We start from the raw sequence: 25,543 nt of genomic DNA on the forward strand, positions 1-25,543 counted from the left end.
AATGTTCAAATTTTGGTCGAATGGTTGAATATTTATTTGATGAGCCTCTGTCCTAATTACTAAATTCTCCATCTTAGACTCCTTTTGGTATTCCACAATAAAAAAACACCTACCCAAGGGTAAGTGTCTATTTAAACAATTTATTCAATTGTTTCATTGCTCTATTCTTATTCTTCTTCAGCTGTTCCATCGTTATCGACTTTATTTTTGGAGCTGGGCCATCAATGTCTTTAGTGATCTCTTTTGAACGTTGCTCCGCTGCTTCTGTGTCTGCATCATAGTATACCTCAATGAATTTAAGATGCTTTTTCACAACTCCACGTAATAGTTCATAATCAACCTTTTTTCGCTCTATAAAGTACTGCTGTAGCACTTCCACATCTTGTGTAGGTAAACTTCCCAATATTGACCAAAAACGCTCGTACGCCCTCTCTAAGCGGTTTATTTGACGTTTCCTGTTCTCTTTCTCCACAATAATCATTAAAGCGAGTCGTTCGGTTCCTTTAGTTGTACTTACATCTTCATCATAAGAGGTAACACCGTATGAAAACTCATACAATTCCTGAAAGTATTGTTCCGCTGATCGTTTTAAATACATGGCCAACTCTTTTGACGTCGCATCCTTCCACAAGCAATACATGGTGTTACGGATCCGCGCTTCCATCACTGGAACATCGTTATCTGATTCACTACTTATTTCATATCTTGTGCCTGCTGTAATGGCTGCTATTTGCTCTCCAAATTCTTCGCTGATTATTGCTAAGTTCACTGACCATTACCTCACTTTTCATAAAACCGTAATATTTTTAGAATTTCCGAATGTTTGTTATAAATATAATTTGCGCTATATTCTAATTCACTTGCTATTGATTCCAATGTCTTTCCTTCTACATATTTACGATATAAAATTCTTTGTTCCAATGAATCAAATTTAGAAACCAGCTGCTCAAACTGCGCTTTTCGTTCTACACAAAATTGTAATTGATTTTCTGTATCTTGCTTTTCTTGTTCATTCATTTCTGGATCCGTCAGTTTAAACTGTAGATACTCTAGCTTTTCCAACAAACTAGCATAATCTTTCAACCAAAATGCCATATTCCCACCACCTCTCAATCACTTTTTTAACTTACTTTCACAAAAACACCTACCGAAGTAAGTGTTTTATCTAATACATTCTAAATTAGTAGTCTTTTATAATTACCAAAAATAATTTCTTGGGGCATTCATTCGAGAAAACACTAACAACACCTCCCACACCTTGCCCCCACAAGCGGTCTAGGAGGAATAAGTATGGCCAGTATTCAAAGTTACACAAAAAACGGTAAGAAGTTCTACAAATTTCAAATTTATATTGGTACAGATCCACTCACTGGAAAACGTACAAAGACAACGAGAAGTGGATTTGCTACAAAAAAAGAAGCTCAACTCGCTCTATCTCGTTTACAGCTAGAGATAGAAAGAGGAGACTTCCGTAAAAAATCAATTGATACATTTAATGATATTTATGTTCTATGGATCGAGCAATACAAAAATACGGTTGAAGCTAGTACATTTGTCAAAACGACAGGCATATTTAAAAATCATATATTACCATCGATGGGTAACTATAAAATTGAAAAAGTAAATGTACAAACTTGTCAAAAGCATATAAATGAGTGGTTCAAGAAATTAAAGAAATATCGTACCGTGAAGTCGTACGCTTCAAAAGTGTTTGATTATGCGGTAACACTTGGAATAATTACCGACAATCCAATGAAAAGGGTTACGATGCCTAAAAGCCTGGACGTACCTAACGAGGATGAAAGCATTAATTATTACACGAAAGAGCAATTAATTCATTTCTTAAAATGCTTGGAGAACAAAAATAATTATAAAGCCTACACATTATTTAGATTGCTTTCTTTCAGTAGTATGCGTAAAGGAGAAGCACTAGCGTTACAATGGAACGATCTCAATTTTAAGGTTGGGGAAATCCGTATTAATAAGGCGTTAGCACGTGGTGAAAAAAATCAACTATATGTAAAGGCAACTAAAACAAAAGGCTCTATCCGTACAATTAAAATGGATAAAGTAACGATGGATATTTTAGACGTATGGAAAAAGCAACAGAAGCAAGATTATTTAAAGTTAGGGATCAATACATTAAAACCTAACCAACTTGTTTTCAGTAATGAACGCAATGAATATCTCCAGCCAACCAAAACACGGAAATGGATTGTGCAAGTTCAAGAAAAATATAATTTAGAAAAAATCACTACACATGGATTACGACATACCCATTGTTCGTTGTTATTTGAAGCTGGTGCAACAATAAAAGAAGTACAAGACCGCTTAGGACATACTGATGTTCAAACTACTATGAACATTTATACTCACGTAACAGAAAAAGCGAAAGAAGTTGCAGCCGAAAAGTTTGCAAAGTATATGGATTTTTAACTCTTAAAAAATGCCACTTTAAATGCCATCTATTGAAATTAAATGCCACTCAATGGCATAGACAAAATAAAAAACCCTTGATATACAAGGGTTTTGACGTTCATTGAAACTCAATGAAATCGTATTATGGAGACGGCGGGAGTCGAACCCGCGTCCAGAAACTCCAATACTTCAGCTTCTACGCGTGTAGTTTGCCTATTTACGATTCACGTAACATTATGCCGACAAACAGGCGTCTTGTACGCTAACCTGGAAATCTCTTGCCGGTGACTCAGGTGGCACCATCGACCGTATCCCACTAAAGTTGGGCCCCACGTTCTCTACATGGGCGATAGAGAGGCAGAGCGCTTACGAGCTTACGCTGCGAAAGCTAAGTTTTGTTGTTTGCCAGTTATTATATAACTTCCGTTGATGACGGAGCCGAGACCTCCGACGCGCGACCAAAGCTTGAACCATCCCTGTCGAATCCGTAACGTCCCCTTGAATATGAATCGAAGCAAGTAGCCTCGTTCAAGCAAAGGAGCTAGAATTTCTTCTAGTACGGTGGGAGCTAAAAGTACGCTTCCATGTAATCTGGCATTCAGTAATACTTATTATAAAGCAAATCTAGCTATAGTTCAAGTGTCCCGCAATGATAGAAAAAATTGGCTAGCTCACAATGATTTTCTTATTTCATAATCGCTTTCTAATACGGTTATTCATCTTGCTGTAGCATGATTTACAGTGTGTTTTGACTTTGGAGCAATTACGCAGATCGTTTTGTTTGATGGTAGCAAACTAGCTTTTTTTCGTTCGCTGACATTATTACGTTCCCCGAAAATAAATGCTCTCTATGTTCATAAGCATAAATTTTCGTCCTATAGTAAGAATGTTGATTTCCTTCTATATATGCAGAAAGTTCTTTATTATATGTCCTTTAGAACTCGCCCTGAGAATTCTATTCGTCCAAATACAAAAAGCTCACCATCTAAAAATAGTGAGCTTTCTAATATCTATTAATCTTGATTTTTTGCTTTGAAGGCACGTTCCATGTCGCGTTTTGCTTCTTTTTTGCGCATGTCGTTACGTTTGTCGTAATCCTTTTTCCCTTTGCCGACACCGATTAAGAGCTTGGCGTAGCCGTCTTTGATGTACATTTTTAATGGGACGATTGTGTAGCCGTCACGTTTTACGGCACCTACTAGCTCGCCAATTTGCTTTTTATGAAGCAGTAACTTGCGGGCGCGCAGTGGGTCATGGTTAAAGCGGTTGCCTTGTTCGAATGAGCTGACATGCATATTGTTGATCCATGCTTCGCCGCTCCGGATTTGTACATAGGATTCTTTTAGTTGAACCCTTCCTGCACGGATGGATTTAATTTCTGTGCCTGTGAGCACCATGCCCGCTTCAATTGTCTCTTCAATGAAGTAGTCGTGCCCGGCTTTTTTGTTTTGTGCTAATACTTTGCCAGTACCTTTTGCCATATTATTCACCCTCTACTTAAAGGATAAGCAGGCTCAACCTGCTTTTATTGATAAAGTGAAAGCACCCGCTTTAAATTGCTTTAAAGCGCTAATTGGTGCCTTCACCTATACTTTTACGTTATTTACGTTTTGGTTTTTTCTTTTTGTTTTTCTTGGCGACGCCCTCGTAGAACTTTTGCTTTTGCTTCACGCCTTTTTTAGGGCCTGGGCTTGAGCCATCTTTACGTCGTCCTCGTGGATCACGGTCGTTTTCACGTCGCTCTCCTTGTCCGCCTCGTCCTTCTTCATTGCGACCACTGCGACTGCCATGTCCGCCTCGTTCTTCTTCGTTGCGACCACTGTGACTGCCACGTCCACCTCGTTGTTCTTCGTTGCGACCACCGCGACTGCCACGTCCGCCTCGCTCTTCCCCATTGCGGCCACCTTTGCGGCCATTACGACCATCTTTGTTGTCGCTATAATTTTTGCGCGCGTGAATAACAGTAGGTGCTGCTTTTCGAGTTCGTCCATAAGACGTTACCATTCCGACGATTTCAAAGTCAATCGATGACTCCTCAATAATAACATTTGCTACACGGACTGTAACTTCATCACCAATACGGAATTGACGATTTGTACGTTCACCAATCATGATCATTTGACGATCATCAAAACGGTAATAGTCATCTGTCATATTGCTAATATGGACAAGTCCTTCAATCGTGTTTGGTAGCTCCACGAAAATCCCGAAGTTTGTAATGGATGAAACGATCCCTTCAAACTCTTCACCAATTTTATCGGACATATATTGTGCTTTTTTCAGTGCATCTGTATCGCGTTCTGCATCGACAGCACGGCGTTCACGTTCTGACGTATGGTCAGCAATTTCATCCATCGCCATACTCCACTGCGCAACCGTTTCTTTTGATGTATCTTTATTAATTAAATACGTACGAATTAAACGATGGACGATTAAGTCCGGATAACGTCGAATCGGTGACGTAAAGTGTGTATAGAAATCCGTTGATAAACCAAAGTGGCCTATGCTTTCAGGATAATATTTTGCCTGTTGCATCGAGCGTAGAAGCATCGTTGAAATAACAGGCTCCTCTGGCATGCCTTCAATGGCTTTTATTACATCCTGTAAAGCTTTCGGATGGACTGTGTTTCCTGTACCTTTGATTAAAATACCGAAGTTCGTGACAAATTCAAAGAAGCGTTGCAGCTTTTCTGGCTTTGGATCTTCGTGAATACGGTAAAGGAACGGTACATTCATCCAATGGAAATGCTCGGCTACCGTTTCATTGGCCGCTAGCATGAAATCTTCAATTAATTTTTCTGCGACTGTACGTTCACGTAATTCAATATCTACTGGCCAGCCATCTTCGTCCACGATCACTTTAGATTCTTTAAAGTCAAAGTCAATTGCACCACGCATTTCACGTTTAGTACGTAAAATTTTAGACAGCTCAGCCATATGTTTAAACATTGGTACTAGTGGCTCATAGCGGGCAATTAGCTCTGCGTCCTGCTCCTCTAAAATTTTGTAAACGTCTCTATATGTCATACGCTCAGTTGTTTTAATGACACTTTGGAAAATTTCATGAGAAATCACATTACCATTTGCATCAATAATCATTTCACAAGACAGTACTAGACGATCAACCTGTGGATTTAATGAACAGATTCCATTCGATAATCGATGCGGAATCATTGGAATAACGCGGTCTGTTAAATAAACACTCGTCGCACGATCATAAGCTTCAACATCTATTACAGAGCCTTGTGTTACATAATAACTAACATCTGCAATATGTACGCCAAGTTTATAAGTACCGTCTACATTTTTCGTTACGGTTACAGCATCATCCAAATCCTTCGCATCAGCTCCATCGATTGTCACAATCGTTTCATGGCGTAAATCACGGCGGCCTTCTAAATCAGCCTCTGTAATTTCATCTGGCACACGTTGCGCAGCAGCAACCACTTCTTCAGGGAATTCAGGTGGAATATCGTGCTTATATAAAATAGATAAAATGTCCACACCTGGATCATTTTTGTGCCCTAAAATCTTAGTAATATAGCCTGTTGCTGATTTTAAATCCTCTGGCCAAGTAGCTACCTCAACGACAACCTTGTGTCCGTCAACAGCTCCTAATGTATCTCCCTTAGCAATGAAAATATCCATCGGTAGTTTTTTGTCATCTAAAACAACAAAACCAAAGCCTCGATTAGCTTGGAACGTCCCAACAAAGCTCGTTTGTCCACGCTCTACTACCTTTGTCACTGTACCTTCACGACGATCACCGAATGATTCCTTTAAAACACGTATTAAAACGATATCGCCGTTAATCGCACCATTTATTTCATGCGGTGGAATGAAAACATCATCCATCCCCTCAATATCAGGTGTCACAAAGCCAAAACCTTTCGCATGTCCGATAAATTTACCTCGAAGTAAATTCATGCGCTCTGGCAGGCCATAACGATTGGAGCGAGAACGCACAACTAAGCCTTGCCCCTCCATACGTACTAACGTTTTCACTAATTCTTTAAATTCGTCAGCATCTTTAAAACCAAATACATCCTCGATTTCGCCAACGGTTAATGGTTTATATTCTTCTTCACCGAAAAAGTCGAGTAAACGACTTTGTAGTGTATCTTTCTGGTCTTTCATAATTTCCCTCCTTCATGAGAAAATCCTAACTATATTTTTATTGTGCCCAATTTAGGCTTTCTAAAAAGCGATAAATATCTTCATGTAACTGATCTTTTTCTTGATCTAACGTAATAACATGTTTTGAGTTTTCATACCACTTGATCTGTTTTTCAAGTGACTCAGTTTGATTATATATAATGTTGGCAGATTCTGTCTCAATTACCTCATCATTTGTCGCCTGCACGACAAAAATTGGTGCATAAATCATGTCAATTTCTTGACGTGTCCGAGCAATAAACTCTCGCAACTCTTGTAAAGATGGCATGCCTTTTTCAGCAATTAACCCAACTTCAGCTTCGATTTGCTCCTCATCTTTACCTTGGAACTTTTTATAGTCCCTCGCATATTTCAGTACACCTTGAAACATAACATCAGTTGTACGCATCGTCATTGGAGCACACATTGTCACTATACCTTTCACCGGGTTATTCAGCGCAACATTTAAAGCCATCACACCACCCAATGACAAGCCAGCAACAGCAATCTCCTCATAGCCCGCATCCTGCAACTGTTTATACGCGGCTACGACATCCTGCCACCAATCAGCAGGACCTGTTGTAATAAGTTCCTCAGGTTCCACACCGTGACCTTTATAATGAGGTGCTAATGTAGTATACCCTTTTTTCTCTAAAAATCTACCAAGCATCCGCACATCCGCCGAACTTCCCGTAAACCCATGCAATAATAAAACTGCCCTAGGTCCTGCCTGAAAGAAAAAAGGCTGTGATAACGATTTTTTCATTGCGAGCTCTCCTTCATCCAAATACATATACTATAACCATTATAGCCATACTGAAGCTTCCTCAAAAGTTTTGGCGATTGTTACATCTTTTATGAGATTTTATCGATTAATTCAGTGGTTTTTTTCAGCATTTTGATGGTCTTTCTGGCATTTTGGGATTCTATCCAAAGCTTTGAGGCTTCTATCCACGATTTTGGCTCTTCTATCCACGATTTTGAGGATTCTATCCACCATTTTGGCTCTTCTATCCACGCTTTTGATGGTTCTATCCACGATTTCGGGAATTCTATCCACGATTTCGGCTCTTCTATCCACGACTTTGAGAATTCTATCCATCATTTTGCGATTCGCGGGTATTTGCTTCGCTTCCGCGAGTATTTTTCTGCTTCGCGCGAGTATTCGCCTTGCTTCCGCGAGTATTTCCCTTCCCCGCGCGAGTATTCGCCTTGCTTCCGCGAGTATTTCCCTTCCCCGCGCGGGTATTCGCTTCGCTTCCGCGAGTATTTCCCTTCCCCGCCCGCGGGTATTCACTTTACTAAACTAACTATGTATTGTCATCCAAATAATTAGTACCATAAAAGAAAACGCCCAACCAGTAAAGGTTAGGCGATATATCTTCAACTATTAGATTTTTGTAATAGCGAGTGCTAAAATAAAGAATAATATTGCTAACACAATTGTTACACGATGAAGGATTAAATCCATACCACGTGCTTTTTGCTTTCCAAATAGTTGTTCAGCTCCACCCGAGATGGCACCTGACAAGCCTGCACTTTTACTAGATTGAAGTAATACTACAACGATCAACGCTATTGATACGATAACTAATGAAACTAATACTACTGTATGCATTCACTGCACCTCCCGAACTTCGAACATCACAACGTAATATATTATAACAAAAAAAGGTTCTCTTGACAAACTGAGATTAATAAATACCCTCATTCTCCCTCTGTTAGTTAGTTTTTCTAAAAATCAGCATACCATCTTGCTATCACATTATCCTATAATAGTTAAAAGTATAGTCATCACTAAAATTTCAAAAAAATGCCATTCATATAAGTTGATTGGCGCGGAGGCTTGATTACTCCTTGGGGATTAGCGACATAAAAGAGACCCTACGGAATAGAGGCACGAAGGCTAAGAGCACACGTCCTGTGATAACGCCTTCGTAACTAACATCCTGCTGCTGCCGCTACGTTGCACTACGCTTTCACATAAAAAACAACTGTTGCTGTCGCTTCGCTTTCGCACAAAAAACATCTGTTGCTGTCGCTTCGCTTTCGCACAAAAAACATCTGTTGCCCTAGGCGGCTATCGAAAGCCCTCAGGAAAGCTCTGAAATCAACCTCACGTTTTAGTGATGCGCCAAAAATGTAATGATAATGGGAGGAATTATGAAAAAGAGTATATTGCTGATTTTTTTACTTATTATTTTAAGCATGCTTAGCGCTTGCTCAGCTGCTATCAAGGCTGTCGAAGTATTATTACCAGAGAGAACTGAATCTGTAGAAGAGACTTCTATAGACCTTAAGGAGCCTACTAGCAAAGCACAATCAGTTGAGTTTTCTGCGGAGGACCTTTTTTCAACGACATTATTTAAGAAAGATCCTGCTTTGCTTCAGTTTTCAAAAAAAGTTGAGAAGCATATAACAAAATTTGATACAAACTTTACAATAGTTTATAAAGGAAAATTAGGTTGGGATGCATTTGAAAGACAACTAAATGATATTTATAACATAATTAATTTCGTAAATCCTTATACAGCAGGATACGTCGAAAATTACAATTGGGAAGCATGGGAAATAGATAATGGTTATGAAGTAGAATTTGATTTTACATATTTAACAGATGCCAAGAAGGAAAAGAAAGTAGATGCTTATGTAGAGAATTTTACAAATAAGTATATTACAAATGACATGGATGATTTTCATCGTGCTAAAGCCGTTAATGACTTTGTAGTACAACTAGCCACTTATTCTGGTGAAGATGCGTCAGAAGGTCAATCTGTTTATGAATTAGTCAGTAAAGAAACTGGTGTTTGCCAAGCTTATGCACTATTAGCCTACCGTTTATTTTTGGCGGCTGGTCTTGATGCTAAATATGTATATGGCTATAGCGATAATCAGCTTCATGCATGGAATTTAGTAAGTGTTAATGGTGATTGGTATCATGTTGATACGACTTGGAATGATGTTAATCCTGATGAACCATATGCTATTTCCTACGAATATTTTTTAGTGAATGACGAAAAACTAAGTGAAGATCATATATGGGCAAAAGATAACTATTTTGCGGCTACAAGCAATGCGTATGATTTTATGCATGATATGTGGTACGCAGATACTGTTGGCAATGTTATTTATTATAATAGCATGACCGATAGCATGTTATACGCCTATGATTTAGCAACAAAACAAAATAGACAAGTTACAGAAACATCCTGCTATTACCTGGCTGCTGCTGAAGATGCGATTTATTGCAGTGATTATGATAATGACGGCTTTTTAACAAAAATATTTATAAATGATGGCTCAGAAGAAGTGTTATTAGAGGAAGAGGTTCTAAACTTGTTCATTGATGATAAAGGGGTTTTGTTATACGAAACCATTGACGGTGAAAAATATTCACAAAATTTATAGCCATTTCAAGAATCTGCATGCTTCCAACATCAATGGATAGTAAGCAGATTCTACTTTCACCTCTATTCTTTAGCTCATCACCAAACGTGGGGTAATCTCCATTCCGACTGGGTGCTTTACTGGGGGGGCCACTATGTTGATCACGAAGGCTTTACCACAAGGCGTGATGCTTTTAGCCTTCGTTCCCCCTATTTGCTCGCTCCAGGGTCTCTCATTTTTGACGCTGTGACCTGTCCCCACTCCAATATTTAACAATATCCCCACAATATCATAACAATTAATTCATCGTAGCTTAACAACCTTCCTTTACACTTACTTGTGAATTGACCTTAAGGAGGAAAATCATGAAACACTCAAAAAAATGGAGTTCATTGTTGTTAGCAAGTGCAATTGCTTTATCTTCGATTAGTATCGCTCAACCGCAGGTACAAGCTGCTCAAGTAAAGAAGCCAACAAATGTGATTATGCTCGTGATGGATGGTAGTAGTAATAATGCCGTTACACTTTCTCGTTGGTATAAAGGTCAAAGTTTAGCGATGGATGAAATTTTATCAGGGGGCGTGCGTACATACTCTGCCGATTCAGCCATTACTGATTCAGCTCCTGCCGCTACTGCGTTAGCAACTGGCCATAAATCAAATGATAAATTTGTGGGTGTGTTACCGTCCGTTATTAATTCACCAGGGCTTAAGCAAATTCCCAAAGAGGATGCTTATAGACCAGTAGCCAATGTTTTAGAAGGAGCTAAACAACAGGGCAAGGCGACTGGATTGATTTCTACTTCGGAAATTCAGCATGCCACACCAGCAGGCTTTTCTGCACATGTTAATAATAGAAGCCAATATGATAACATCGCTGAGCAGCAAGTTTATCAAAACATTGATGTCGTATTAGGTGGTGGCTTTGAGTCTCTGGCACCTGGCACAACTAAAAATGCTCGAAAAGATGGCGAGAATTTAGTGGATGTCCTTAAAGAAAAAAATTATGACATCGTAAAAACGCGAAATGAGCTTCTAAATAGTAAATCGTCAAAAATTTGGGGAAGCTTTGCTCCAAGTGCTCTTGCCTACGATTTTGATCGTGCCAAAACAAAAGCATCTGAGCCAACTCTTGCTGAGATGACTAGTAAAGCTATTGATACGCTCAAAAAGGATGATGATGGTTTCTTCTTATTTGTAGAAGGTAGTAAAGTGGACTGGGCGGCTCATGCCAATGACACAATTGGCATGATTAGCGATATTTTATCGTTTGATGCTGCAGTTAAGGAAGCGGTTGATTTTGCAAAAGAAGATGGTAATACTATGGTCATAGCTGTTACAGACCACGGCAATAGTGGGATTACAATGGGTAATGCTAACACGACAAGTACTTATTCCAACACACCTGTTTCTGCCTATATCGATCCTCTAAAGAAAGCTAAAATGACAGTTGAAGGTGCGCTAAGCCAATTAAAAGAAGATAAATCAAATATTGTAGAAGTCGCTGCACTTTATGGATTAGATGATTTATCTGCAGACGAGCTTGCAACATTACAATTAGCTAAAGACCCCGGAGAAGAAATGGTAAAAATGCTTGCCAACCGTGCTAATATTGGCTTTACAACCGGTGGGCATACTGGTGATGATGTGTTTTTATACTCATTCGGACCATCTAAAATTACAGGCCTTGTAGAAAACACGGATTTAGCACATGCGATGGCAAAGTTTATGGACTTCGATTTAGATAAGCTTACAGATGATTTATATATACCGGCAACAAAAGCATTCACAGAAAAAGGCTACACATCTAAAATTGACTTAACTGATAAAGAAAACCCTAAATTTATTGCACAAAAAAATAATGTAACCGTTACAATCCCAGTTAATAAGAACAATGTAATATACGAACAAGACAAGACAGCAAAAACGCATACCTTTGACACAATCAATGTCTACAACGGTACTGAATTTTACGTTTCTAAAAAAGTTTTAAATGTAATCAAATAAGGGCTTTTACGAGGAGTTATTGACCACAAGCTTTCGCTGTAAGTTTCTTGTACTCGTTAAAGTGGGATAAAAATAAGGGTGCTATCATAAGTTGAGATGTTTAACTTGATGGTGGCACTTTTCTTTTTGCTCAAATTTGATTTTGCAACAGTCCTCAAAAGATTACCACTTCCATCATCTGCTTAACATTTTGTAGCTTCCATTTTGGTTATCCCCTTTTATATCTCATCACATTTCATACCAATATTTTCCGTGCGATTTACTTTGATTTTACTTTCATTTATTATGCTTTAAGTAATGAAAAAACGGATTGCTTCCGATGCCCTATAACGAAATTTAAGGATTTCTTAAGTACCAATGAAGCGGAAAAACAGCGATAATAAAGGTGGTTGTAATTTTAGTAAACTTCAAGTTGGGATGAGGAAATGTGTTTTTAAGATCATTTTCTTCCCTTATTTTAGTTACGTTCTCCTAAACCTTAATTTTACCTTAAATTAATCTTATGATTTTATGAATATCTAGTAATTTAGCAACATTTTTATCTACAATCCGTCAAAACAGTGTTAAAAATTTTATTAGGGTTTAAAATTAAATTTTAGAAAAAACTTGAAAAAATATCTATTTATTTAGTATATTTACAAAGTTATAATCTTTTTTCATTTTTAATTGGGGGTGGACCTATGCAATCCATTAAAAATAATGAGGTTTTACGTTTTATAGGCTTTACGTTATTTTACTTCATCATTTTAGCGCTCTTGTTTTTTATCCATGGCTTCCATGATATGAACGCAGGACCATTTATATATACGGAATTTTAAGAAAAGGAGATATAAACTATGTTAAGTATTTTAGAGGCTATTCAAAAAGTGGCACAACAGCATCCTCATCGAACTGCATATCAAACTAATAGTGATTCCTTAACGTATGGTGAGCTTTGGCATCTTTCTGATTGTGTAGCACAGTATTTAATGGCTCTTGATTTAAAAAGACAACAACCAATCGTCGTCTACGGGCATATGTCCCCTTTACAAATCGTTGCCTTTTTAGGAGCTGTAAAGGCAGGTCATCCTTATGTACCGGTTGATTCTTCTACACCGTCTGAAAGGTTACAAATTATAATAGAAGCTTCTCAGGCTTGTTTACTACTAAAAACTGAAGCACTAGGCTCAAACCAATCAGTCCCTGTAGTGGAAGTAAGTGATTTAGTTGCTCAAGCTACTAGCATTTCGACAGAACCTTCAACATGGGTTAAGGATCAAGAAATTCATTATATTATTTACACATCTGGTTCTACTGGTAAGCCAAAAGGTGTTCAAATTACAGCCGATAATTTAGCACATTTTGTTGCTTGGATGCATGAGCATTTCCCTTTACAGGAATCTGGTGTGTTTCTAAATCAAGCGCCTTATTCCTTTGATTTATCTGTGATGGATTTATATCCTGCACTCGTTAGTGGGCAAACACTATACGCAATTACGCAAGAGCAAATTGCTAATCCAAAAGCGTTATTTGAGTCATTAGCTTCATCTGGTATTCGCGTTTGGACTTCAACACCTTCCTTTGCGAAGATATGTTTAATGAACAAAGAATGGAATCAAGCGTTAATGCCTTCGTTAAATACGTTTTTATTCTGCGGAGAGGTTTTACCAGTATCCTTATCGAAAGAATTAATGCAACGCTTCCCACAAGCTTCTATTTTTAACTTATACGGTCCTACAGAAACAACCGTTGCCGTATCTTATGTAGAAGTAACAAAGGAACTTTTAGAGCAATTTGACCAATTACCAATCGCTCCTCTATCTGAGCCTAATCTATCCTTGCAAGAAGATGGCGAGATTATTATTTCTGGACCGACTGTAAGTGCAGGTTATCTTGGTGCGCCTGATTTAACACTTAAAGCATTTCCAACAATAGGGGATCAACGTATTTATAAAACTGGGGACGTTGGTTATGAAAAAGATGGCTATTTGTTCTTTTCTGGACGTAAAGATTTTCAGGTGAAACTGCATGGTTATCGTTTAGAAATCGAGGAGATTGAAAAACAAATTGGCAATCTTCCAGCTGTTGCTAGCTGTGTTGTTATACCTATTTCAAAAGATGGTGAAATTGTTTCACTAAGTGCGTTTGTTGTTCTTCGCGAGCCATTGACGGACTCTGCCTTCAAAATGACGAAGCAACTTAAAGCATTGTTAGCGGAGTATTTACCATCTTATATGATTCCGAAAACGTTCAAATACATTGACACTTTACCTTTAAATACTAACGGTAAAGTTGATCGTAAAGGATTGGCGGTTATGGAAACAGTATGACGGCTTATGGAAATATAATTTTTTTCATCATCATTGGTATTTTATTAATGCCAACCATTATTTTAGGACTACGTGGGAAATCAGCTAAACGCTATAATATCTTTATTTCGATTATCGTGTTAGCTCTTATTTTTGGTAACTCCACGCGTGGCTCAATTTCTCTTATACTATTTACAGTATTTCAGTTATTATTAATTGTCGTTTACCAAAAATATCGCTCACAGAAGAATAGCTCGTCCGTATTCGTAATTGCTGTACTGCTGTCCATTTTGCCACTTGTACTTGTGAAGGTTCTGCCTATGCTTGGCCTTAATAATTTATTTGGATTTTTAGGGGTATCCTATATAACCTTTAAATCGGTACAAATGATTTTAGAAACACGTGATGGCTTAATCAAGGATAAAATTTCAGTAGTTGAGCTTGCTTATTTCTTACTGTTCTTCCCAACAATAACTTCGGGACCTATTGATCGTTGGAGACGCTTTTATAAAGATATGCACACAGTGCCATCTGGTCAAGACTATCAAAAGCTACTGTTAAGTGGGATCAATTATATATTTGTAGGCTTTTTATATAAATTTATTTTGGCTTATTTAATATACAATTACACACTTATTTATTTACCAAATCAAACTTATAACTATTTGACACCTTTTCAAGGGCAAATAGCGTATATGTATATGTATAGTTTTTATCTATTTTTTGACTTTGCAGGTTATAGTGCTTTTGCAGTTGGTGTCAGTCGCATTATGGGTGTTCAAACGCCAATTAACTTTAACCGTCCATTCACGAGTCGCAATATTAAAGACTTTTGGAATCGTTGGCATATGAGTCTTTCATTCTGGTTCAGGGATTATGTTTATATGCGCTTTGTGCTTTGGATGACTAAGAAAAAATGGATTAAAAACAAATATACAGTTTCTTATCTTGGCTTCTTCTTACTGTTCTTTTTAATGGGTATTTGGCACGGTTTAGAATTGCACTATATTGTCTATGGTCTCTACCATGCCTTATTAATTATCTGTTTCGATAAATTTGAACGTTGGAATAAAAAGCGCAAGATTTGGCCGAAAAATAAATGGACTCATGCAATCGGCGTATTTATTACGTTTAATGCCATTTGCTTTGGTTTCTATATTTTTTCAGGAACATTATTTTAATAAATGGCTCTGTTCATGTTTTTATGAATACCACAGCCTAAACAATAAAGGAGATTTATAATATGGATAAACAACAAGTTTTAGAAATGTTAGTAGAATTATGCGAGGACGATATCATTTTAGAAAATCCAGATATCGATTTATTTGAAGAAGGACTTCTTGATTCATTCGGTACAATTAATTTATTAGTGGAAATTGAAAGCCGCTTTAATATCTCAGTGCCAATTACTGATTTCAACCGTGAGGAATGGAACACGCCAAATCGTATTGTAGCGGAATTAGCTGAAAGACAATGATTAAGAAAGGCTTTCTATCAATATTAATTGCTTTTGCTCTTTTTGCTGCCTTGATATTCTTCCCTAATTCCTGGATAAAAGCTTGGATTTCAGATGAAGATGTAGAGCAGGCAAAGACAAGTATGTCTCCATTAGTGTTCCAAGGGATGTATTTCCAGGAGCGAATGTTACAGGAGCCTAAAACTATGCCTTTATATGGCTCCTCAGAATTAAATCGTTTCGATCCTTTCCACCCTTATAATTATACTCGGGCTACAGATGCTCCGTATACGACATTTATGGTCGGGCGTGGTGGAATGCAGTCTATTACACACTTTTTAAATTTTGCTGCACAGGAAAAGAATTTAAAGGATAAGAAAATTGTTTTCATCATTTCTCCTCAATGGTTTACGAAAAAGGGAATGAATGAATTACACTTCTCTCCTAACTATTCGATGTTGCATGCTTATGATTTAGCATACAATAAGGACATTGACGAAGATCTTCGAAATCGAGGAATGAAACGCCTTCTTGAATTCGATACTGTTAATCGAGATGAGCTGCTTAAAACAATTTATGAATATAAATTATCTGGCGGTAAGGAAAAACCAATCATCGGGCGACTTGCCTTGATGGCAGGCCATGTCCAAAAGGCACTTTTAGAGAAAAAAGATTTATATTACTCGCTCTTCCCTCGTGAAGGAAGTAACTTAAAAAGCAATGACAAACTAGTTGCGGACCAAACATTCGAGCAGCAAATAGAAAATGCCGAGAAATATGGCGAGAAACGTGTTTCCAATGATTTAATGATTGAAAACAAATTTTATAAACGTCTTGTAAATGCTAATATTAAAAAGTTTGAAGGAATGCGCAAAAACGAAGATTATACGACTTCACCCGAATATGAGGATTTACAGCTTGTAATTGATATTTTAAAAGATGCTGGTGCAAAGCCACTATTTGTCTCTATTCCAGTAAATGGTCATTGGTATGACTACACTGAATATCCTGCGGATCGCCGTGAAAAATATTACGAAAAAATGGATCAGATATTGACTAAAAATGATGTTCCATATGTTGATTTCTCAGGCCATGACTATGATCCTTATTTCATTATGGATACGATTCATATCGCATGGAAAGGCTGGGTCTATCTAGACCAAGAGCTGGACAAATATTGGGCACAGAAATAATTGCATTGTTCTCATTTAAAGAACGTAGAGACAGTCTAAAGTGTTAATCACTGAAGACTGTCTTTTTTTTATGGCAATCAATATCCCTCCGGTACCCTCTTCTAACAACCCCTCTATATTTCCCTTGACTCTCCCCTTAACTGGACAGATATACTCATAAAGACAATAGGATAAAAAAGTATTGGAGATGAATCGATGTTTAAAATTAGCGAGTTTTCAAAGCTTAGCCAAGTATCTGTAAAGACATTACGTTACTATGACCAATTGAATTTGCTTAAGCCTGCTTATACTGACAAATTTACGGGATATCGGTATTACTCAGCTGACCAAATGTTTCAAATCCATCGTATTTTAGCGTTCAAAGAATTGGGGTTCTCCTTAGAGCAAATTCGTCAAATGATGGGAGAGAATATCTCTCTTGAGCAAATTAGAGGTATGTTCAGAATTAAGCAAAATGAGATTCAATCCATTTTGGATGCCGAAAACGCTAGACTGGCTCGCATAAAGGAAAGTCTGTGTAATATCGAGAACGAGGGAAAAGATGTAGCTTCACTTGATGTCGTTCTAAAAGAAATTAAGCCACAGCTCGTATTGTCTTATCGTAAAAAAGCATCGTTTAGACAAATCCCTGAGATGTTTCAAGAGCTGGATGATTATTTAGGAGTCTCTGGGCATTCTTCCTTGTCCCAAATGGTACTTTGGCATGGCTGTGAAGAGTGTGAGGATGCTATTGATATAGAGGTAGCTCGTTCGTTGACGTTCGATATACCGAGTTCCCCCCCTTTTACAGTAAAAAGATTGCCAGAAGCTCCGATGATGGCCACACTTGTCCATCATTGCTCGACAACAAGCCGCTGCACAGCAAGTACAGAGTTAGCATTATGGATTGAACGAAATGGATATCGCTTGAAGGACAATGAACCTCGCCGTGAAATCTGCATTCCTCATAAAAAATTAGACAATCCAGAATCCTACGTTGCAGAGGTTCAGATTGCTGTTGAAAGAGCTTAATTTTTGAATGGTAAGGAAGGAGATATTGCTTTGACTAAACACCAGAAGCTTTTGACTTTAAATTTATTTTTATTGACCTTTGTCCTTGGAACGAGTGAATTTGTCATTGTCGGGCTGCTATCCGAAGTGTCAACCGACTTAAATATCTCCATCTCTACAGCTGGCGCTCTCGTATCTACTTTCGCCATATCCTTTGCAATCGGCACGCCCATTTTAACAGCAATATCCAGCCGATTCTCAAAGTATCCGCTCATGCTTACATTAATCGTACTATTTATTGCAGGTAATAGTTTATCCGCTTTATCGGCAACGTATGGGCTACTTATTGTATCGAGAATACTTACAGCTGTTGTGACAGGGATTTTAATTGCACTTGCAATGGCAGTCGCTAGCGAGGTAATGCCAACTAAAAAGAGAGGACCTGTTATTTCGATCATCTTTACCGGCTTTACTATAGCTAGTGTAATTGGAGTGCCGATTGGTACCTATATTGGACAATTAGGTGGCTGGCGAATGACCTTTTGGTTTACCGCCCTATTGGGGATTATTTCGTTCATTGCTAGCTCTGCTACAATACCTAAAGGACTAACTGGAGCAAAAAGCTCTTTAAAAAAACAACTTGGCTTATTAACTAATTCGCGTATTATCATAGCATTCTTTATTCCAGCTTTAAGCATTGGAGCTACATATACCGTATACACTTATCTAACCCCTCTATTACTTGACGTACTAGTTGTCCCGGAACGATCTATTAGTCTAGTATTCTTGCTTTACGGGGTAGTATCTATCTTTAGTACGATAATAGGTGGAAAATTGGTAACGCGTAATGGAATCGGCAAGCTTCGATATATATTTCTTATACAAGCCGTGATTCTTTGGTTATTTTATATTTCATCAACGTCCATTGTTTTTGGACTGTTGAACATATCTTTTATAGCCCTTATTGTATATACAATGAACTCCACCATGCAATTGTATTTTATTGATTTGGCGGATAAACACTATCCATCTGCGAAAGATTTAGCTTCATCGTTAACTCCTGTCTCTTTAAACGTTGGTATTGCACTTGGTTCAACTCTTGGAGGATTTGTCACAACGAATATGAAACTTATTGATGTATCCTGGTTCGGAGGAATTGTAGCAATCGTTGCCTCATTGCTAACATTTATCAGCTATCATTTAGATCAAAAAAGTTCTACTCAAACGAAATGTAATGTTTAACAAAATAACCCTTCCTTAAAAACAATTAAGGAAAGGTTATTCTTACATGAATTCATTTTAACTTGCTTCACCATAGAAAGTTAGAGATGATATTTTATTAAACGCATATCCTGTAGAAAAGTTGATTGGAGTGGAGACTGGGCGACTCCTTAGGGATTAGCAATAGAGGAACGAAGGCTAAAACCATCACCTCCTGTGATAACGCCTTCGTGACCAACATCGTGCTGTTGCTGTCGCTTCGTTGCACTACGCTTTTGCACAGAATGAAACCCTTTTGCTGACGCTTCGTTAGCACTACGCTTTCGCGCAAAAAACATCTGTTGCCCCAAGCGGCTCATTGGACGCCCCCAGGAAGCTTTGCTCTGTGCGAAAGCGAAGCGGCAGCAACAAATGTTTATCTGTGCGAAAGCGAAGCGGCAGCAACAGCTACCCATCTGATAATCCAATCAAAAAATACTCCAACGTTTGCGGTGTACGCTCCAGAATTTCAATAGCTTCCTTCATATTAAAATTCATGCTACTGCCCCCCTTCTTCGTTACAAATGAACTCGAAGTCCCTCTTGTTTAAGGCTATTTCAAGACCTTCTTAATCCGTTATTCATATATCATAACCCAATATTTTTCCTTATCCCCTTCTTCATTTACCTTCTTCCAACCATTCTTCTCATAAAATTTCAAAGCTTTATGATTTTCGGATACACATTTTAATCTTAACGGTTTATTCATTTTTTTAATGGAGGCATTTAGTAAGTGACCCCCTACACCTTTACCTAAGAAATCTGGATGAATAAATAAATTATGAATGAAGTTATCTGGCAAGTATAATGAAGCAAATCCAAGTATATGATGGTCCTCTTCCGCTACAATTATATGCTCTCCTATAGTATCTTTATCAAAATCGTCTAAAGTCAATTCTTCTAAAGCAGCCCAATGGAAATTTTTACGCCGCGATTCCAGATAGATTATTCTTAATTCTGGGTAATCTAATTCATTCGCTTCTCTAATATTCACATGCTCACCTTTGCTTTCATAATAATTTTAAGTGACTAATCAATTAAGCCTCGGCATAATTGCGTCCGGAGGCTTTTGGCAAACAAATGTTTTTTGTGTGAAAGCGAAGCGACAGCAACAGCACGATGTTGGTCACTAAGTCATGTGTTGTTGCTGTCGCTACAAAAGACATTTGCTAAAAGGAGTCAAATGAAAAAAGTCTAAGTTCATCAGCATCATCGGAAAACTGGATTAATCTCTCAAACTTCAAACCTACTTTTTCAAGTAGCTTGGCTGAAGCGTCATTATCTTGAGTTGTGATAGCTACAATACGATTTAACCCTAGTATATCTATACCATATGCCAATGTTGCTGAGGCTGCTTCATAGGCGTATCCTTTTCCCCAATACTTAGGTAGAAAAGCGAAGCCAATATCCACATCTTCTAGCGACTCTCTTTTAACTAAACCACAAATTCCAAGGGGGGTTTGATCTTCTTTTCTTTCAACTAAATAAAGACAAAATCCAAATTGCTCATACATGCGAATTGGTCCGTTTTCTATATATTCACATGCATCCTCTACTGTTCTCAATCCGCGATCACCGATGAACTGCAACCATGAAGGATCATTCATTAACTCAAGGATAAAATCCGCATCATCTGTTGTTTGTAAGCGAAGGGTAAGTCGTTCAGTTTCAAAAATTTTCATCGTAATTCTCCTTTCAGTATTGTTTTCCCCTATATGTAACTTATGTTTTGAATTAAATATATAATAACGGACTAAACATTGCACTTGCATTGCCTTTCAGAAGAGTAGATCCATTTTCTCTGGTTTATCGTATATAAATGAAATAAACACATCCATTCCAGTAAAAGCATTTCAAGGATTTTACCAATTTTTTGTCGAATAATAATCTATAGAGCAATTTGCCTTTTTTATTAAAGGCAGCAAATTTATAAAAGGTGAGGTTGTTTTTTGAGAAATAAATATTTAATTTTTAGTATCCTATCAATATTATTTTTGTCATTTCTTTCAGGCTGTGCTAATCAAAATGATACAGAATCAGCGACTATTTCAACTAATACTGATTCTAAATATGTGAGTACTTTCAAAGATTTAAATTTAGGTATACTATTTGACTATAATTTCAAATTAAATAATGCTGATAAAAGTTGGGTTGATCTTTGGGTTGAAAGTTACAAGGATGGGCAATTGGAATCTGATTCACTAATGACACTATCTTATGGGCAAAGTCCAAACAAAGTAGAGAAAGGTAATATTGGGTTTGGAATAATAAAGAATGATGATGCTGAATCATTTGCTTTTCTTTACGCACCAAGTGTTAAATCATTCCCTCAAAAAATCGACAAAATTCAATCCACTGAAGGTATTGTTAGTGGATGGTACTCTGCACTTGGAGATGAAACCGTAAAATTAAAATTAAATGAAACTTATGTATTGGCTGTATACAGAGAATCAAAAGGAAACTCTTTACAAACATATGACTTGCAGGACGAGAATGAAGTAAAGAAAATGATAGATGATGTCCGTCTTGTATATTTATTAAAATTAAAAATTCATAATGAATCTAATTGAAGCTAATTTCAAGAGCATCTAAGGTGAAGCTTTAATCATAGTTTGAATTTTATCCTGCCTGAGCGGTTCTCTCGGGACCTGATCACTTCTCTTTGGAACCCGATCACTTTGCCAAAATCTACCCCAACCAACAACAAAAAATCGCCTCAAAAGTATATAAATACTTTTGAGGCGATACCAGTAAAGCTACTAAGTAATAGCTTATTTTAAGTTATAGAATGAATTTAAACCAAGGTACTCAGCTGTTGCACCAAGTTGATCTTCGATGCGAAGAAGTTGGTTGTATTTAGCTACGCGGTCTGTACGAGATGGAGCACCTGTTTTAATTTGACCAGCGTTAGTTGCAACTGCGATATCAGCAATTGTTGCATCCTCAGATTCACCAGAACGATGTGAGATAACTGCTGTGTAACCAGCGCGTTTTGCCATTTCGATTGCTTCGAATGTTTCTGTTAACGTACCGATTTGGTTTACTTTGATAAGGATTGCATTACCAACACCTTGCTCAATACCAGCCGCTAATTTTTTCGTATTTGTTACGAATAGATCGTCGCCTACTAATTGTACGCGAGCGCCAATGCGATCTGTTAATAATTTGTGTCCAGCCCAGTCGTTTTCGTCTAAGCCATCTTCAATTGAGATGATTGGGTATTTAGCAGTTAATTCCTCGTACCAGTCAACCATTTCTTCAGAAGTTTTGACAACACCTTCACCGTCTAAGTGATATTTGCCATCTTCTTTATTGAATAATTCAGATGACGCAACGTCCATTGCAAGTTTCACTTCTTCACCTGGTTTATAGCCAGCTTTTTCGATTGCTTCTAAAATTACAGTAATGGCTTCTTCGTTAGAACCAAGGTTTGGTGCGAAACCACCTTCGTCACCTACAGCTGTGTTATAGCCTTTCGCTTTAAGCACTGCTTTTAAGTTGTGGAAGATTTCAGCGCCCATACGTAATGCATGGCGGAATGATTCTGCTCCTACAGGCATTACCATGAATTCTTGAATGTCTACGTTGTTGTCAGCGTGAGCGCCACCATTTATGATGTTCATCATTGGTACTGGTAGTTGTTTTGCGTTAAATCCGCCAAGATATTGATAAAGAGGTACATCTAAATAATCTGCCGCAGCATGTGCAACTGCCATTGATACACCTAGAATGGCGTTGGCACCTAGTTTACCTTTGTTTTCCGTGCCATCTAGCTCGATTAAAGCTTTGTCGATGACTACTTGATCAAGAACTGAGTAGTTACCTTCTAGCTCTTGAGCAATAATTGTGTTTACATTTTCAACTGCTTTTAATACACCTTTGCCTAGGTAACGAGATTTGTCACCGTCGCGTAATTCTACTGCCTCATATTCACCTGTAGATGCACCTGATGGTACGATTGAGCGTCCAAAAGCGCCTGATTCTGTAAATACTTCAACTTCTACCGTTGGATTCCCACGTGAGTCTAAAACTTCGCGCGCATAAATTTGTGTAATAAATGGCATAATTAATTCTCCTCTTTTTCAATTAATGATTGACCTGTCATTTCAGAAGGTTGTGACACCTCTAATAATTCTAACATGGTTGGCGCCAAATCGGCTAAAATGCCACCATTTCTTAACATTAAATTTGGTTTTGTCACAATTACTGGAACAGGATTTGTTGTATGAGCTGTCATTGGAGCCCCTTCTAAAGTAAGAACTTCATCAGAGTTACCATGGTCAGCTGTAATAATAGCTGCGCCACCTTTTGCAAGGAGTGCATCTACTACTTTACCAAGACATTCATCGACTGTTTCAATGGCCTTGATTGTTGGCTCTAACATTCCGCTATGCCCAACCATATCAGGGTTAGCGAAATTAAGAATAATGCCATCAAATTTATCGGCCGCAATCTCTGCAAGCAATGCTTCTGTTACCTCGTAAGCACTCATTTCAGGTTTTAAATCGTATGTTGCAACTTTTGGAGATGCAATTAAAATACGCTCTTCCCCTTCAAATTTCTCCTCACGACCACCACTCATAAAGAATGTAACATGGGGATACTTTTCTGTTTCTGCAATACGAAGCTGTGTTTTGCCATTAGAAGCTAACACTTCACCAATCGTATTTTTTAAGTTGTCGTTTTCATACGCAACTTGCGCATGCACTTCATCACTGTAGTGTGTGAATGATACAAATTTTAAATTCTTTGGTTGCTTATCTGATAATGCAAAGCCATCAAATTCATTATTTGTAAACACTTTCGACAGCTGAATTGCACGGTCAGGGCGGAAGTTGAAGAAAATAACAGCGTCATTATCGTCAATTGTTGCCACTGCTTCTCCATGCTCTTGAACGCTAAATGGAATAACAAACTCATCTGTTACATCATGCTCATATGATGCCGCTACGCCACTTGCCGCGCTGTCAGCTGTTTGACCAACACCATCTACTAGTACATTGTACGTAAGGGCTACACGATCCCAACGTTTATCACGATCCATTACATAATAACGACCATGAATAGAAGCAAATTGACCTACGCCAATGTCCTTCATTTGTTTTTCAGTTTCTTCAATATAGCCTAGAGCTGTTGATGGTCCAACATCACGACCATCTAAGAAACCATGTACAAAGACTTTGTCTAAGCCTTGTTGTTTAGCAAGCTTTAATAGTGCAAACATATGCTCATAATGGCTATGTACGCCACCATCTGAAAGTAAGCCCATAATATGAAGCTTAGATTGATGAGCTTTAGCATGTGCTATTGCATCCAAAAATGCTTTATTCGTAAAGAAATCTCCTTCACGAATAGATTTGTTTAAGCGTGTTAAGCTTTGGTAGACAATACGTCCAGCACCTATATTTAGGTGTCCAACTTCAGAGTTCCCCATTTGACCTTCAGGTAACCCCACTGCTTCACCAGCTGCAGTTAATGTTGAATGCGAGAACTCATTCCAAAAACGATCGAAGTTAGGTTTGTTAGCTTGGGCTACTGCATTTCCGAACGTTTCGTCGCGAAATGCAAAGCCATCTAGAATAATTAATGCTACTGGCTTTTTAGGCATTAGCTGCCGCCTCCAATAATTTTAAATATGATTCTGGTTGTAAACTTGCTCCACCAACTAAAGCGCCATCGATATGTTCTTTTGATAATAATTCCTGAATGTTTTCAGGTTTTACGCTACCGCCGTATTGAATACGTACAGCATTGGCCGTTTCAGCATTATATAATTCCTTCACTACTGCACGAATTGCTCCACATACTTGGTTAGCATCTTCTGCTGTAGCTGTTTTACCTGTACCGATTGCCCAAATAGGTTCATAAGCGATCACCATATGCTCTACTTCTTGTGCTCCAAATCCTGCAAGTGCTGCTGTAATTTGATGAGCAACCTTTTGCTCAGTAGTCCCCGCTTCACGTTCCTCAAGCGTTTCTCCACAGCAAATAATTGGTACGATATTATGCGCCAATGCTGCAGCAACCTTTTTATTGATGGCTTCATCTGTTTCGTTATAATATTCACGTCGTTCAGAGTGTCCTAAAATAACATAGTCTACTTCCACGCTTGCTAGCTGAGCTGGACTAATTTCCCCAGTGAATGCACCTTCGTTTTCATAGTGCATCGTTTGAGCACCAATTGCTAGCTCAGATTCACTAGCAACTTGCACAAGCGTAGGTAGGTAAAGTGCTGGTGCACAAACAACAGCGTCTACTTTATCATTTGAAGGAAGTTTGTCCTGTACCGCATCGACAAATTGGATAGCCTCTTCAAATGATTTATACATTTTCCAGTTACCTGCAATAATTGGTTTACGCATCGTTATTGCCTCCTATGTTTTTTTATTTT

Annotated in this window: 23 protein-coding genes, 1 other RNA gene and 1 pseudogene; 11 read left to right on the forward strand and 14 right to left on the reverse strand. The window is 38.0% G+C overall.

The genetic code is table 11. From position 1 onward, the window contains the following. Positions 1 to 127 precede the first annotated feature (127 nt). On the reverse strand, positions 128 to 769 hold the full coding sequence (locus ABH966_RS20865; protein ID WP_370081778.1) for a hypothetical protein: 642 nt from the start codon (positions 767 to 769) through the stop codon (positions 128 to 130). 11 nt (positions 770 to 780) lie between these two features. Continuing rightward, positions 781 to 1,095: a sigma-70 RNA polymerase sigma factor region 4 domain-containing protein gene (locus ABH966_RS20870; RefSeq protein WP_370081780.1), complete on the reverse strand. Its 315-nt coding sequence runs from the start codon at positions 1,093 to 1,095 to the stop codon at positions 781 to 783. Positions 1,096 to 1,290: 195 nt separating this feature from the next. Between ABH966_RS20870 and ABH966_RS20875 the strand changes: the two genes are divergently transcribed. Beyond that, entirely contained in the window at positions 1,291 to 2,436 is a 1,146-nt protein-coding gene (locus tag ABH966_RS20875; RefSeq protein WP_370081782.1) for a site-specific integrase, read from the forward strand. Positions 2,437 to 2,560: 124 nt separating this feature from the next. Here the strand turns inward: ABH966_RS20875 and ssrA are convergent. The 5 genes from ssrA to secG form a co-directional block, all read right to left on the reverse strand. Next, positions 2,561 to 2,916: a transfer-messenger RNA gene (ssrA, locus tag ABH966_RS20880) on the reverse strand. A 515-nt stretch (positions 2,917 to 3,431) separates the two neighbouring features. Further along, a complete protein-coding gene (gene smpB / locus ABH966_RS20885; RefSeq protein ID WP_049669013.1) occupies positions 3,432 to 3,899 on the reverse strand; it encodes an SsrA-binding protein SmpB in 468 nt (155 codons plus the stop codon). Between the two features lie 118 nt (positions 3,900 to 4,017). After that, a complete protein-coding gene (gene rnr / locus ABH966_RS20890; RefSeq protein WP_370081784.1) occupies positions 4,018 to 6,555 on the reverse strand; it encodes a ribonuclease R in 2,538 nt (845 codons plus the stop codon). Between the two features lie 37 nt (positions 6,556 to 6,592). After that, positions 6,593 to 7,339, reverse strand: coding sequence for an alpha/beta hydrolase (locus ABH966_RS20895; RefSeq protein WP_370081786.1), 747 nt, complete (start codon positions 7,337 to 7,339; stop codon positions 6,593 to 6,595). Positions 7,340 to 7,963: 624 nt separating this feature from the next. Then, positions 7,964 to 8,191: a preprotein translocase subunit SecG gene (gene secG / locus ABH966_RS20900; RefSeq protein ID WP_053593102.1), complete on the reverse strand. Its 228-nt coding sequence runs from the start codon at positions 8,189 to 8,191 to the stop codon at positions 7,964 to 7,966. A gap of 545 nt (positions 8,192 to 8,736) precedes the next feature. On the opposite strand from secG, the gene ABH966_RS20905 reads away from it, so the two are divergent. The 9 genes from ABH966_RS20905 (at position 8,737) to ABH966_RS20945 (ending at position 19,135) form a co-directional block, all read left to right on the forward strand. Continuing rightward, on the forward strand, positions 8,737 to 9,981 hold the full coding sequence (locus ABH966_RS20905; protein ID WP_370081788.1) for a transglutaminase domain-containing protein: 1,245 nt from the start codon (positions 8,737 to 8,739) through the stop codon (positions 9,979 to 9,981). 344 nt (positions 9,982 to 10,325) lie between these two features. Beyond that, a complete protein-coding gene (locus tag ABH966_RS20910; protein WP_370081790.1) occupies positions 10,326 to 11,966 on the forward strand; it encodes an alkaline phosphatase in 1,641 nt (546 codons plus the stop codon). Positions 11,967 to 12,646: 680 nt separating this feature from the next. Then, the gene (locus ABH966_RS20915; RefSeq protein WP_370081792.1) at positions 12,647 to 12,784 is read left to right on the forward strand and encodes a teichoic acid D-Ala incorporation-associated protein DltX; all 138 of its coding nucleotides are present in this window, start codon (positions 12,647 to 12,649) and stop codon (positions 12,782 to 12,784) included. Positions 12,785 to 12,802: 18 nt separating this feature from the next. Continuing rightward, positions 12,803 to 14,275, forward strand: coding sequence for a D-alanine--poly(phosphoribitol) ligase subunit DltA (gene dltA, locus ABH966_RS20920; protein WP_370081794.1), 1,473 nt, complete (start codon positions 12,803 to 12,805; stop codon positions 14,273 to 14,275). After that, positions 14,272 to 15,435, forward strand: a complete 1,164-nt coding sequence (gene dltB, locus ABH966_RS20925; protein ID WP_370081796.1) for a D-alanyl-lipoteichoic acid biosynthesis protein DltB — start codon at positions 14,272 to 14,274, stop codon at positions 15,433 to 15,435. Before dltA ends, dltB begins: the two co-directional genes overlap by 4 nt. A 62-nt stretch (positions 15,436 to 15,497) precedes the next feature. Next, positions 15,498 to 15,731: a D-alanine--poly(phosphoribitol) ligase subunit 2 gene (dltC, locus tag ABH966_RS20930; protein ID WP_370081798.1), complete on the forward strand. Its 234-nt coding sequence runs from the start codon at positions 15,498 to 15,500 to the stop codon at positions 15,729 to 15,731. Beyond that, positions 15,728 to 16,903, forward strand: coding sequence for a D-alanyl-lipoteichoic acid biosynthesis protein DltD (dltD, locus tag ABH966_RS20935; RefSeq protein WP_370081800.1), 1,176 nt, complete (start codon positions 15,728 to 15,730; stop codon positions 16,901 to 16,903). Before dltC ends, dltD begins: the two co-directional genes overlap by 4 nt. Before the next feature lie 195 nt (positions 16,904 to 17,098). Continuing rightward, entirely contained in the window at positions 17,099 to 17,914 is an 816-nt protein-coding gene (locus tag ABH966_RS20940) for a MerR family transcriptional regulator (RefSeq protein ID WP_370081802.1), read from the forward strand. 30 nt (positions 17,915 to 17,944) lie between these two features. Continuing rightward, positions 17,945 to 19,135: an MFS transporter gene (locus ABH966_RS20945; RefSeq protein WP_370081804.1), complete on the forward strand. Its 1,191-nt coding sequence runs from the start codon at positions 17,945 to 17,947 to the stop codon at positions 19,133 to 19,135. A 149-nt stretch (positions 19,136 to 19,284) separates the two neighbouring features. On the opposite strand, the gene ABH966_RS20950 is transcribed toward ABH966_RS20945, so the two are convergent. The 4 genes and pseudogenes from ABH966_RS20950 to ABH966_RS20965 all read right to left on the reverse strand — a co-directional run bounded on the left by ABH966_RS20950 (position 19,285) and on the right by ABH966_RS20965 (position 20,834). Beyond that, entirely contained in the window at positions 19,285 to 19,473 is a 189-nt protein-coding gene (locus ABH966_RS20950; RefSeq protein ID WP_370081806.1) for a hypothetical protein, read from the reverse strand. A 91-nt stretch (positions 19,474 to 19,564) separates the two neighbouring features. Next, positions 19,565 to 19,651: pseudogene (locus ABH966_RS20955) on the reverse strand (DinB family protein); the annotation flags it as partial. A 78-nt stretch (positions 19,652 to 19,729) separates the two neighbouring features. Continuing rightward, the gene (locus ABH966_RS20960; RefSeq protein WP_370081808.1) at positions 19,730 to 20,146 is read right to left on the reverse strand and encodes a GNAT family N-acetyltransferase; all 417 of its coding nucleotides are present in this window, start codon (positions 20,144 to 20,146) and stop codon (positions 19,730 to 19,732) included. 175 nt (positions 20,147 to 20,321) lie between these two features. Beyond that, positions 20,322 to 20,834: a GNAT family N-acetyltransferase gene (locus ABH966_RS20965; RefSeq protein ID WP_370081810.1), complete on the reverse strand. Its 513-nt coding sequence runs from the start codon at positions 20,832 to 20,834 to the stop codon at positions 20,322 to 20,324. A gap of 267 nt (positions 20,835 to 21,101) precedes the next feature. Between ABH966_RS20965 and ABH966_RS20970 the strand changes: the two genes are divergently transcribed. Further along, entirely contained in the window at positions 21,102 to 21,722 is a 621-nt protein-coding gene (locus ABH966_RS20970; protein WP_370081812.1) for a hypothetical protein, read from the forward strand. A 201-nt stretch (positions 21,723 to 21,923) separates the two neighbouring features. On the opposite strand, the gene eno is transcribed toward ABH966_RS20970, so the two are convergent. Genes eno through tpiA form a run of 3 tightly spaced genes read right to left on the reverse strand, consistent with a single transcriptional unit; the run spans position 21,924 to position 25,514 of the window. Beyond that, positions 21,924 to 23,216, reverse strand: coding sequence for a phosphopyruvate hydratase (eno, locus tag ABH966_RS20975; protein ID WP_370081814.1), 1,293 nt, complete (start codon positions 23,214 to 23,216; stop codon positions 21,924 to 21,926). A gap of 2 nt (positions 23,217 to 23,218) precedes the next feature. Then, complete coding sequence (gpmI, locus tag ABH966_RS20980) at positions 23,219 to 24,760, reverse strand: 2,3-bisphosphoglycerate-independent phosphoglycerate mutase (RefSeq protein WP_370081815.1); 1,542 nt, start codon at positions 24,758 to 24,760, stop codon at positions 23,219 to 23,221. Further along, positions 24,753 to 25,514 (reverse strand): triose-phosphate isomerase, encoded by a 762-nt coding sequence (tpiA, locus tag ABH966_RS20985; RefSeq protein ID WP_370081817.1) that lies wholly within the window; start codon positions 25,512 to 25,514, stop codon positions 24,753 to 24,755. Before tpiA ends, gpmI begins: the two co-directional genes overlap by 8 nt. Positions 25,515 to 25,543 lie beyond the last annotated feature (29 nt).

This window comes from Lysinibacillus sp. RC46, assembly GCF_041262385.1.
In the GTDB taxonomy this organism is placed as follows: domain Bacteria; phylum Bacillota; class Bacilli; order Bacillales_A; family Planococcaceae; genus Lysinibacillus.